Consider the following 11,764-nt stretch of genomic DNA (forward strand, 5'->3'; position numbering starts at 1 on the left):
TTCATCTTCGGACATCGGATCGAGAGGGCGGTTGTAAATGGCTTGAGAACCAGTTTGTGACGATGGTCCCACCCATCATAACCATCCGAACGCGACGAAGCGCGACGATATCCGCGGTAGGATCGCCCAATACCGCAACCAAATCGGCTAGAAGACCAGGTTTCACCGTACCCAGCTTGTCCGCTAGATGGAGCGACAGCGCGTTGCCCGAGGTCGCGGCGATCAAGACGTCCGCACGGCGCATCCCCGCATCGACCAACAATTCCATCTCGCGCACGTTCTGCCCGTGCGCGAACACGCCAGCATCGCCGCCGACGCAGATCGGGACTCCTGCTTTAAGGGCCAGCGTCAGACTTAAACGACTGAGCGCGACAGCAGGCGGCGCCGGTTCGCTGCCGTTCCAGCCGCGATAATGCGACGTCGCGTCCGATGCAGCGAGCGTCGGGCACAGCGCGATGCGCTTGGCTGCCATGGCTGCAAAGATCGCCGGCGTACCGCCATAGCCATGTTCAATGGTGTCGACTCCGGCGGCCACCGCACGTCGCATACCCTCGGCGGTGGCGGCGTGGACGGCGACCGGTCGCCCCGCATCATGCGCCGCCGCAACCGCCGCCATGATCTCGGCGAGGCTCAGCGTCGCCCGGCTCTCCTCGCCCGACCGCCAGCGATAATCGGCGTAAAGCTTCACCCAGTCCGCACCCGCCGCGATCTGGCGGCGCACCGCGGCCACCATCTGATCGACCCCCGACACCTCCTCAGCCCCCTGGGGGATGGCAACGCCAGGCTCGAAACCTTTCGGACCATAGGCGCCCAGTGCCACGATCGCCCGCGTCGCGACCGACAGCCGCGGCCCCGGTACGATACCCTGATCGATAGCGGCCTTCAGTCCGACATCCGCATAGCCCGCGCCCTCCGTGCCGAGATCGCGTTCGCTGGTGAAGCCAGCGAGCAACGTTGCCTTGGCATTTGCGACCGCGCGCGCGGTGCGGAGTGCGAGCGGCTCATGCAGGACCTGATCGTCCCAGCTGGCTTCGTTGTAAGGGTGCAGGAACAGATGCCCATGACCCTCGATCATGCCGGGCATCAGTGTGGCCCCGGCAAGTTCGACGATGCGCGTATCGGCGGGCACCGACAGGTCGGGCCCCACGGCGACGATCCGGTCGCCCGTGACCAGCACCTGCCAACCGGCATGAACCACCCCATCCGCGCCGTCGAAGACGCCGGCTGGTTTCAGGAGGATCGATGCCGGACCGGACGCCGGCAGGGGCCCCGCGGGTCCGAGCAAAACCGCCGCGGCCGTCAGCATTATCGTCGTCAACCACCGCATGGTCTTTCCCCCGTTCTCGCCTTACGCTTCGGGTATCCCGAAGACCTAAAAGGACATGTCGAGCGCAGCTACCGTCCAAGCGGTTGACGTCAGCCCGTGCGGGCCCAGCGCGTCACCGCGTCTGGCTTTCCGCCGCTGCTCCTTCGAGCTTGTCCTGCGTCCGGGTGTCGAAGTCGCCTGCATCATGACGTTCGTGGAGCTGGCTGGCGGGATCGCCCAAGATCCGGTTGACCATCCGCCCACGCCTGACCGCCGGTCGCGCGCCGACCAAGTCGGTCCAGCGCAGGACGTTCTCATATGTGTCCACCTCGAGGAACTCGGCGGCATCATACACCTGCCCCGTTACGAGCGCGCCGTACCAAGGCCACACCGCCATGTCGGCGATCGAATAGGCATCGCCTCCGACATATTCGCTCTCGCCCAGGCGCCGGTCCAACACGTCGAGCTGGCGCTTCACTTCCATCGCAAAACGATCAATCGCATATTCGATCTTCACTGGTGCGTAGGCGTAGAAATGCCCGAAGCCGCCACCCAACATTGGCCCAGCACCCATCTGCCAGAACAGCCACGACAGGACCTCGGCGCGCTTTGCGACATCGGTCGGGAGGAACGCGCCGAACTTCTCGGCAAGATAGACAAGGATCGATCCCGACTCGAATACCCGGATGGGTTCCGCGCCGCTGCGATCGACCAGCGCGGGGATCTTCGAGTTGGGATTGGCGTCGACGAAGCCGCTGCCGAACTGGTCTCCGTCCATGATCTTGATCAGCCAGGCATCATACTCGGCACCCGTATGGCCGGCGGCGAGCAGCTCCTCGAGCATCACAGTCACCTTCACGCCGTTGGGCGTTGCAAGCGAATAGAGCTGGAGCGGGTGGTTACCGACGGGGAGTTCCTTGTCGTGCGTGGCACCAGCGATCGGGCGGTTTATGTTGGAAAACCTGCCTCCGCTGCTCTTGTCCCAGGTCCAGACCCTAGGCGACGTGTATTCGGCCATCTCGTTCATCAGGCTTCTCCACAATCTTCGCTCTGCTTCGCCGAATTGAGCCGTTGCACGGTTATGCGCAAGGGCAGTCGCCGGGTGGAAGGCTGCCTATTATTAGCCGTCAGAAGGACCCACAATCTACCCCGAGCCACTAGCTTCCCGACTTCGGCCACTCGTTCAAGTTTTGATTTCGAGGTCTCTGCCTGGCTAGACCGAGCGACACCGAGAAACCCAGGGGTGCCTCTCTCTGCTATTTCGAGATGGCAAAACCGCTACACGCCCCTGCCCTTGGCGAGTAGTGGACGCAAATGACCCTTGCGCATTCGGCTTCGACATCTGGGCGGCCGGCCCAAACATGTTTTGGCAGACTATAGATGGCGGTCTCCAGCAGGCCCGGTCGCGGAATGCCACTTCCGCCAACCACGTGGCGTGAGCGACTGGGCGCGCTTAGGAACCTGCCGCCGTTCCTCGCCATGGTTTGGCGCACCAGTCGATCGCTGACTGCGGTCACGCTTGCGGTTCGGCTGGTAAGAGCTCTGCTACCGGTAGCTACCTTGTTCGTGGGCAAGCTCATCATCGACGAGGTTGTCCAACTACGTGGGCTAACTGTTCATCCCGTGAGCCTTACCGCCTGGCTGGGATCAGGCCTGCTCGGCCGCTTGGAGGCGCTGCTACTCGCCGAATTAGCTCTCGCCATCGCCTCCGATCTTTTGGGCCGTGTCGTGTCTTTGGTGGATGGCCTGCTCTCGGACCGCGTCAGCAATGATGCCAGCGTTCGGCTGATGAAGCACGCCGCGACCCTCGATTTGGCCGACTTCGAGGATGCGGCCTTTCAGGACCGCATGGATCGCGCGAGAATGCAGGCAAGCGGGCGCATGTCGCTGATGGGCCAGCTATTCGGGCAGGCGCAGGACATCATCACGGTAGTGAGCTTTTCCGCTGGGCTGGTCGTCTACGCACCCTGGCTGATGGTACTGCTCGCCGTCGCCCTGATACCCTCGTTCCTGGGTGAGGCGCACTTCAATGCGTTGAGCTACGCGCTCAGCTACGTCCGTACACCGCAACGGCGCGAACTCGACTATGTCCGCCAAGTCGCCGCCAGCGCGGATACCGCCAAGGAGGTCAAGATCTTTGGCCTCAGCGCGTTCCTGATTGACCGCTACCGTACGATCTCGCGCGACACCTACGATGCGAGCCGCCGGCTTGCGCTGCGTCGCGCCGTCTGGGGTTCCGGCTTCGCTGGGCTGGGTACGATCGCCTATTATGCGGCTTACGCCTACATCGCCTGGCGCGCGGTCGCCGGATCGCTGTCGATCGGCGACCTCACCTTTCTCGCCGCATCGTTCTTGCGGCTGCGTGGGTTACTCGAAGGTCTGCTGAGCGGTTTTTCTGCGACGGCGGGCCAGGCGCTCTACATCGACGATCTGTTCTCGTTCTTACGGACCGTGCCCGGGATCAGGTCACCCGAGAATGCATTGCCCTTCCCCTCCCCGGTCCGCCAGGGCTTCGTCTTCGAAGACGTTGGGTTCCGCTATCCGGGTGCGGAGCGTTGGGCGGTACGCCATTTGTCCTTTGCCCTGGCACCGGGCGAAGTGCTGGCGCTGGTCGGTGAGAATGGCGCCGGGAAAACGACGCTCGTGAAGCTGCTTGCCCGGCTCTACGACCCCGTAGAGGGTCGCGTGCTGCTCGATGGTCGAGACCTGCGCGACTTTGATCTCGATGCCTTGCGCGGCGCGATCGGCGTCATCTTCCAGGACTTCGTGCGCTACAATCTACCAGCTGCCGACAATATCGCGGTCGGCCGCATCGAGGCGCGCGGTGATCGTCAACGGATCGAGACCGCCGCCGCCGCCGCCCTCGCGGACGACGTCGTCACCAAGCTGCCCGGCGGCTACGATCAGATGATCGGCAAGCGGTTCCGCAACGGCGTCGATCTGTCGGGGGGTGAATGGCAGAAGATGGCAATTGCCCGCGCGTATATGCGCGACGCTGAGGTCCTGATCTTGGACGAGCCCACCGCCGCCCTCGATGCGCGCGCCGAGTATGAGGTGTTCCAGCGGTTTCGGGAACTCAGCGCGGGGCGCTCGGCGGTGCTGATCTCACACCGGTTCTCCAGCGTGCGCATGGCAGACCGCATCTTGGTTCTCAGCGATGGCCGCGTAGAAGCATCGGGTACGCATGACGCACTGCTTGCCGCCGGCGGGCGATACGCTGAGTTGTTCGAGCTTCAAGCTGCTGGGTATCGATAACTAGAATTGCCTACGACCCAGTTGCGGACATTCGCAGGGCTCTTTGCGCTTCCGGCTTCGGACATTCGTTCACGTTGTCGGGCATTAGACAAAACGCGTTCGAGCTGTCTTGTCACCAACGGTGGCCCATTGCGCGACGATCCGCACACGGTCGCGGCAGAGGAGCTGGTCGAAATCGTTCACGCTTACCTCACCTGACCTCTCCCTACGCCGCGAACTCCTCGGGGAGATAGCGATCGGCGACGATCTCGAACTGGTCGCCGTCGACCAGAACCTGCGGGCTGAGCGCGCGGCAATTATAGGTCGACGCCATCGCCGCGCCATACGCGCCGGTCGCGTGAAGCACGGCGAGGTCGCCGCGGCGGACCCGGTCGATGTCGCGCGCGACCGCGAACACGTCGCCGCTTTCGCAGACCGGGCCAGCGATGGTCGCGACCATCCGCTCGCCGTTGGGCGTAACGGCTTCGAACCGATGAAAGGCATCGTACAGTGCCGGCCGCGCGAGGTCGTTCATCGCGGCATCGACGATCAAGAACGGACGGTCCGCACCCGGTTTCACCCAGATTACTCGCGTCATCAGCACGCCAGCAAGCCCCGCGACCACCCGCCCCGGCTCGAACGTGAGTTCGACATCCCAGTTGCGCGTGACCTTGGCGACCATAGCGGCATAGGAGTCGAGCGTCGGAACCACGTCGTCGGCGTGGTAGGGTATGCCGAGGCCGCCACCGAGATCGACGCGGCTGACGACATGGCCACGCCTTCGCAAGTCCGCCACGAGAGAGCCGATCCGATCATAGGCCTCCTCCAGCGGTGCGAGATCGCGCAGCTGACTGCCGATGTGCAACGCGACCCCGACCAGGTCGAGACCGTCGAGGCGAGCTAGTCGATCGTACATTGCGGGGACGTCGGCGATCGCCACGCCGAACTTGTTGCCGCGCCGTCCGGTCGAAATCTTGGCATGCGTGCCGCCATCGACGTCTGGATTGACCCGCAGTACCGCGGTCGCTCGCCTGCCCCGCGCACGCGCCAGCGCGGCGAGCACCTGGCCCTCCTCCTCCAGTTCGAGGTTGAACTGCCCGACGCCGGCAGCGAGCGCATCGGCGAGTTCGCGATCGGTCTTGCCGACGCCCGAGAAAACGATGTCCGACGCCGCGATCCCCGCGTCGAGCGCGCGCCGCATCTCGCCGCCCGAGACGATGTCGGCGCCGAAGCCGCACCCGGCAAGCAGGTGTAGCACCGCGCCGTTCGGGTTCGCCTTGACGGCAAACGCGACCCGCACCCTTGGGAGGATCGCCAGCGCCGACCTGAAACGGTGTGCGGCATGGCGCAGCGCGGCGGCGGAATAGACGTGGACGGGCGTTCCCACCGCCTCGGCGATGACGGGCAGCGGCACGCCTTCGGCGCACAGGACGCCGGCCCGCGAACTGAAATAGGTCATGAGTGTTCGGTGTCCGGTAATCAGGAATAGGGCGGAGCGACGCGCCGGCGGGAGCGACGAAGGCGCACGGCGTGGATCGCTTCGGCGGTATGCCCGTGACCATGACGTTCGGCCTGCAGCACCACCACCACGCGTTTGCCGTTGATCATCAGCGTCAGGCCCAGCAACGCGATCGGAAACACGAGCATCGCGATCGCCGACCCATTCAGTGCCGCGGCGACGCCACATGCTCCGACGGCCAGCACCCCGCCTATTCCGCGCCAGAGGATATCGCGACGGGTCATGCAGCGATTCCCTGGACATGGCATGCGGCATCATCGGCGATGACGATTCGCCCGGCGTTCCGGACCGCACGCGCTGTTTCTGGACGACGGTCTCTCTCGAGGTCGTGGCAGATCACGATATCGGCCGGCAGGTCCTGCTCGTCTCGCACGGCGGCGACCATGTCCGCCACCTCGAAGTCCACACCGAGAGCCGGGTCGGCAGCACGCCTCGCCGCCAACCGAGCGCGGCCAATCAATAGCGACGACCGATCGATCCCATGTCCCTCGACGGCGGTGAAGCCCAGTTGCCTCGCATGTCGCATCGCATGTAGCAGCAGCGTTCCGGCACCGCAGTCGGCATCGACGATGCGGACCGCATGCCGCCCGCTGGACCGTAATGCCAACAAGGCGGCCACGATACGGGGCCAGCGCGGGTCATGAACCGCCGCCTCCGAGCCGGGTTGCGCAGTACAGGTCCGCTTGATCGCGCCGACGACGGTATGCGACCAGATAGGTAGATTGTGGACGTTCATCGCCATCCCTCCCGTCACGCCGCGCGCGGCAAGGCGCGTTCGTCGCGACCGACGGGCGTAAAGGACACGAGTGGCGTGAGCGGCCGTTCGGCGATCTCGATGCTCGCATGGTAGATGTCCCGCTCGGCCTGTGCGTAGCCTATCGCGGCACCGTAGGAGATGAAGCGGCCTTCGAGAGTGCGCCGGCTGTCCTGGACCAGCCAATGGCCTTCGTGATCCTGGCCGACATAGATGACGAGCCCGGTAGGATCGGGCTCCGATATGGGTTCGGACGACATTTCGCCTGAGTGCCTTTTGTATCGCGAGCGTCCTGCCCGCCCCCGGTATGTACGGGTCACGGCATAGCGCTTCGAGATCGATCCAAGCCGATCGCATAGTGCGCGCATAGCATTGCGCTTGGTTCACCGCCTTCTCGGCACTCAAAGGACTCGTTTCTCGCGATACGAGTGTTCACCGGCCAAAACGTTAAACAGAGAAACGCAACGACCCAGTTGCGGACGTTCATGCCCCCTTTCCCGCTTCCCAACTTCCGCCATTCGTTCATTTGGTTGGACGGCAGCTTGTCGCGCCGGATTAGCTGTCTGTAGAACGCAAAATGAGAAGGTTGCCCCCCGTCAGCTAAGTGGCGCGACGCGCTCGAAAAACGTTCATTACGATAACGTTGGCGACGACCAGCCCCATGATAGCACAGAGCGCGGAGTTTCTGACTTTGGAACGTCCCGGCGGCAGCCAAAATAGGGACAGCGTTATTACCATTACTTAAGATATTGAGATCAGTGAAACGGCCGGCATTCCTAAGCATGTTGACGAGGTAGCAGCAACTAACTCCGCCGATATGACTTTGCTGCACGCGCCCCTCCCCACCCAAAACACGACATTCAAGGCTTGAGCGCAGCCTCCCGAAACTCCCTCATTACTTTTATAATTTTAGATCCCAAATACTGATTTGTAAGAACCTATGCGAGAAGTTGCATTTTCTGGTCGATTTTCTGTTGCGCCTACAAGAGTGTATATACACTATAGATGAGCTGGCTAACTGGCCACAACGAAGCGCGGTAGACTTCCGGGGGGAAAGTCAGTGAACATATCGAAATATGCTCTCGCCGTTGCCGGGCTAGCAGCCTCGCAGCCTTTGCAGGCATCGCCTGATCGGGCCATCGTCGACCAGAACCAGGTAAGGGAGATCGTGCGCCGCGCAGAGGAGTCGGCCAAGCTGGCCCGTCAGGCCGCGCGCGCTGCCGAAGCGGCAGCGCAAAGAGCGGAGCATGATGCGGAGGCGGCGCGCGAAGCGATGACATCGTTGGACGGCGCACTGCCGGAAATCGATCGCCATATTACGGTGGAAGCTACAAACACGTCTGGGCCAATACATAAAACTGAAAATGCTGAAGACACGAAACCGCCCATTACGCCTGCCGAGAGGAGCGACCAAAAAAAAGCTGCCAAAGCTCTTAGCGCCTCTGCTGACCCATCCGATCCAGCGCTCTGCACTTCCGAGCGGCGCAACATTAGAACGCTTGCCTACACGGAGGTGAGCGCAGCCTGCGAACGCCTCGTGCTGAAAGACGAGGCAATCAACCGGTTCATGGCGCAGACGACGACGGGGGTCGGCGCCAGCGTCGCAGGCGGTTCAAGCGGCAGCTCGGCGTCGATCAGCATCTCTCTCGCCCGGTCCTACAAAAGTCTGAGGGATGATCGCGACCGAGTCAGCGATAACACGGAGTATCGTTTGCAGCGCGTGTCGAGACTGTCAGGTTCTCTCGGGGTCCGAGCCGATTTCGACAAAGAGGACAAACAGGCAGCAACCATCGCCAATTTTGGAGAAAAGGATCGGCTAACGTCGAACTTTGCATTGTTCGGCGACCTTAACTGGAGCTTCGCCAGATCCGAGCGGACGGACCTGACCCGCAATCGGGCGATAGGAACGGCAAAGGATCTGGCGAAGGAGTGCCTCAAGGCGGAGAAAAACGATTGTGAAGGTTTGAACCTCATTCGCTGGATTTTTGAAGTAGACGACGGAGGATTTGCGAATCCGGACGCGGTCAAGGCGTACAACGAGGTTTTCTGGGGACCTCCCAAGGATAAATTCAGGCGCTTTGGAGCGGGCGGCTATTTTGAGGTCTCTCGTCCTAAATTCAGCTACTATCCTTTTCTGCTAACAACCGTCCCCGATCCCTTCGATCCCGGCGGAACGAAGACCGTGATCGATCCCGCGTCATTCCCAACCAACTTCGCCACCTTAGTTACTAAGAGTGAGGTTCACTACAATTGGACGCTCGGCAGCAAAGCGTTCTTCCACCTCAGTCGAGAACGTTCAATTAACAGCCTCGGATATATGAACCTCCAGGATCGGCCGGGGCTGCTTGGGTGGAATGGCGGGACGACGTGGATCGCAACCGTCGCGGTCACGCGACGAGATGAGATCGATAAGGCTTTCCGCGATATCGAGATCTGTCCCGCACCGACGACCGGGCAGGCCTTCGTCACCAATCAAACATGCTCCAAAGCGAACATATCGCGCCCACAACGGCAGACCGGAGTCGTGCTCGGCGGGGAGTGGAGGCAGCAGTTCCGCCCCTTTTGGTTTGTTCCACCGATCATGCTCGCCCCTCGACTCACCTACGACGTTCGCAATGACGAAGGCGGTATTGCGATCCCGGTATTGTTCGCAAACGATACCAGCGGAACGTTTAATAGCGGTCTGCGCTTCGGTTATACTTGGGGTGGGACGAAGGCCGATGGATCGTCCAAAAAATCAGAAACGATGTTAGGGATCGTACTAAATGCGAACCTTAGCTTGGACGGTAGCTCGAGATAGTCCGCGTCTTCACAGGTTTGAATTTGCATCGAAACCGGACTCGATATGCGTCCGCATGCCCTAAGGGGCTGAGTACAGCAGACCCGCTTGCATATTCTCCCTGACCCACATCCGGACGCTTACGCCCCTTCCCTCGCTTCCCAACTTCGGACGCTGGTTCATCTTCGCGAACTACCGATTTCGAAGTCCGGCTATCAGCTCGCGAATCTCGTAATGAGAGAGGAGAGCGGAACGGCTACTGTTCGAGTCAGAACAGGCACAAACCCGATGAACGTTCATGTCGAGCGGACCGCGACCTAGCGCCGTCAAGCGCCCTTTAAAGGCTAAGAACCGGCGCCCAGAAGCAGCAATCGACTAGTCGTCGAGCGGCGAGAACGTGCGCGTTACCGCACTTGTCGTATACCCTTGCCACTTTTCGGCGACAGTGTATCTCTAAGCCAGTCGCCAACGACTGCCACAAGGCGAGGTGATCCGAGGTACGGGCCCAACTTCGACGCCTCATCCAGCGCGCCTGCGACTGCGCCTTCCTGGAACGAATGGCCGAGCCCGGCCAGCATCACAACTCGAGCGCGGGGGTTGCTCGCCAAGGCGGCACGTGCCGCAGGTGCGTCGTCCACCACCGTATCCTTGGTCCCGTAGATCGCTAGAACGGGTATGTGCAGGGCCTTGAGATCCGAGGCCGAGCGTAACTTGCTCCCTTTCCAGGCCTCTGGAACGTCGATCATCGCGAGCGCTTGTTCCGCCTGCGGCCGCGGGAACCCCGCTGCCTCGAACCGGTCGACAGCGTTTGCCCGAAGGCGTGAGATCGTTGGCGCATCTCTGCTGTCCACGCGAGCCTGGAGCAAAGTCATAGCCGCATCCGTCGCCGGGCCGAAGAGGGTGTCACGGCCGCCGACAACCATCTTCATCATCTGCCTGTAAAGCCCCTTCCTGACGTAAGGCAGCCCGTCGCCAACATTGCCCGCCAGCGTCACCACGGCTGCAATGTCGGGATCGGCAGTCGCCGCAGCGGGCGCGATCACACCGCCCCCGCTATGGCCGACCAAAGCGATGCGGCTGCCGGCGATATCCGAGCGATGGCGCATCGCCGCAACAGCGGCTGCAGCGTCCGCGGTCAGCCGCTCGGGATCCTCTTCATAGATGCCGGTCGACTGCCCGACCCCGCGCTCGTCATATTCCAGAGCAGCGATGCCGTCGGCGGACAGGCGTTTGATTAGCTCCGAAAAGCCGCCACGTTTATTGGGTCCATGCCCCTGGATCATCACGGCCAAGGGATAGGGACCCTTGCCGTGGCCTGCCGGCAGGTACAGCGTTCCCGCCAAAACAACATCCGGCTCGGATGAAATGCGAGCATCGGTTGCGATCGGCCCGGGCACGGCCAAGCCAAGCCGGTTCGGCGAAGGTTTGCCGACCTCTGCCTGTGACTGCGCCTCTACGCGGCCCGCGATGCCTGTCGCGAGAAGCGGAAGAAGGACTGCTAATAGGCGTATGGGGGGCCCCCGGAACGCATTGGTCATGGCTTTCATCATTGCTCCACCTCCTCACCGTGCAGCACGGCCGGTATGCCGTGCCGAAGTATTCCCACCGTTCTCTGCCGACCAGTCGCTCGTAGCGTTCAGCAGCCTTGGCTCCCGCTACGGAAACATATGTAGATTTGAGGGTCCAGCTATGCTGGCTTCGAACCTGATCACTCAAGCTGATTAACAGATACTTCGAGATTAGTTGCGAAGATTTGGCGTCAGCCTTTTGAAGACATAGGGTGTCAAACCCTCATGTAGCGTAAGCTTTGTCGCTGAAGGTAGCCTGTCGAGGCGCAGCTTGCGCACAGAGCGCGTTCCATCCACGTCGAGCCCTTGATCGGATACGGCGCCGACATCAAAGCGTGGCAAGATGTACGGCCCATCTGCATCTCTACCGACAATGTAGGATATGGTTTGCTGATCGTTGAGCAGCATCTCACCATCGGCTAGCTTTATCGTGCCACAGAAGTCGTTTGCGAACAGGCCGTTCGCGCTGGCGTCAACAACAGGCTCACGAACGAAGAGAAATAAAGCGATGAGCAAGACAGTGCCGGTTGCAACGACACCTATGCTAAGTACACGTCGCATCTTCGCTTCCCTTTCGCGTGTCGGACGCTGTTCCTCTGAACCC

At 61.8% G+C, this 11,764-nt stretch carries 10 protein-coding genes; 2 read left to right on the forward strand and 8 right to left on the reverse strand.

Going from position 1 to position 11,764, the window contains the following annotated elements; genetic code table 11:
* Position 1: 1 nt before the first annotated feature.
* Both U1708_RS15945 and yghU read right to left on the reverse strand, forming a co-directional pair.
* Entirely contained in the window at positions 2–1,327 is a 1,326-nt protein-coding gene (locus tag U1708_RS15945; protein ID WP_332746813.1) for a metal-dependent hydrolase family protein, read from the reverse strand.
* Between the two features lie 112 nt (positions 1,328–1,439).
* Complete coding sequence (gene yghU / locus U1708_RS15950) at positions 1,440–2,333, reverse strand: glutathione-dependent disulfide-bond oxidoreductase (protein ID WP_443030064.1); 894 nt, start codon at positions 2,331–2,333, stop codon at positions 1,440–1,442.
* Between the two features lie 596 nt (positions 2,334–2,929).
* Here yghU and U1708_RS15955 point away from each other — a divergent pair.
* Entirely contained in the window at positions 2,930–4,561 is a 1,632-nt protein-coding gene (locus U1708_RS15955) for an ABC transporter ATP-binding protein (RefSeq protein WP_332746815.1), read from the forward strand.
* 205 nt (positions 4,562–4,766) lie between these two features.
* Here the strand turns inward: U1708_RS15955 and lysA are convergent, their stop codons facing one another.
* From lysA to U1708_RS15975, 4 genes are read right to left on the reverse strand one after another with little or no spacing between them, the layout of a single operon-like run.
* A complete protein-coding gene (gene lysA, locus U1708_RS15960) occupies positions 4,767–5,999 on the reverse strand; it encodes a diaminopimelate decarboxylase (RefSeq protein WP_332746817.1) in 1,233 nt (410 codons plus the stop codon).
* Between the two features lie 20 nt (positions 6,000–6,019).
* Positions 6,020–6,283: a hypothetical protein gene (locus U1708_RS15965; RefSeq protein WP_332746819.1), complete on the reverse strand. Its 264-nt coding sequence runs from the start codon at positions 6,281–6,283 to the stop codon at positions 6,020–6,022.
* Positions 6,280–6,801 carry a class I SAM-dependent methyltransferase gene (locus tag U1708_RS15970; protein WP_332746821.1) on the reverse strand — a complete coding sequence of 174 codons (522 nt, stop codon included), beginning with the start codon at positions 6,799–6,801 and terminating at the stop codon, positions 6,280–6,282. The genes U1708_RS15965 and U1708_RS15970 overlap by 4 nt, the downstream gene beginning before the upstream one ends.
* A gap of 8 nt (positions 6,802–6,809) precedes the next feature.
* Complete coding sequence (locus tag U1708_RS15975) at positions 6,810–7,073, reverse strand: hypothetical protein (protein ID WP_332746823.1); 264 nt, start codon at positions 7,071–7,073, stop codon at positions 6,810–6,812.
* Positions 7,074–7,873: 800 nt separating this feature from the next.
* On the opposite strand from U1708_RS15975, the gene U1708_RS15980 reads away from it, so the two are divergent.
* Positions 7,874–9,613 carry a hypothetical protein gene (locus tag U1708_RS15980; protein WP_332746824.1) on the forward strand — a complete coding sequence of 580 codons (1,740 nt, stop codon included), beginning with the start codon at positions 7,874–7,876 and terminating at the stop codon, positions 9,611–9,613.
* Positions 9,614–9,996: 383 nt separating this feature from the next.
* Here the strand turns inward: U1708_RS15980 and U1708_RS15985 are convergent, their stop codons facing one another.
* Together U1708_RS15985 and U1708_RS15990 are read right to left on the reverse strand one after the other, a co-directional pair.
* Entirely contained in the window at positions 9,997–11,142 is a 1,146-nt protein-coding gene (locus tag U1708_RS15985) for an alpha/beta hydrolase (protein ID WP_332746825.1), read from the reverse strand.
* A gap of 189 nt (positions 11,143–11,331) precedes the next feature.
* A complete protein-coding gene (locus U1708_RS15990; protein ID WP_332746826.1) occupies positions 11,332–11,721 on the reverse strand; it encodes a hypothetical protein in 390 nt (129 codons plus the stop codon).
* Between the last annotated feature and the right edge of the window lie 43 nt (positions 11,722–11,764).

It is taken from the genome of Sphingomonas arabinosi, assembly GCF_036663715.1.
Lineage (GTDB): Bacteria > Pseudomonadota > Alphaproteobacteria > Sphingomonadales > Sphingomonadaceae > Sphingomonas.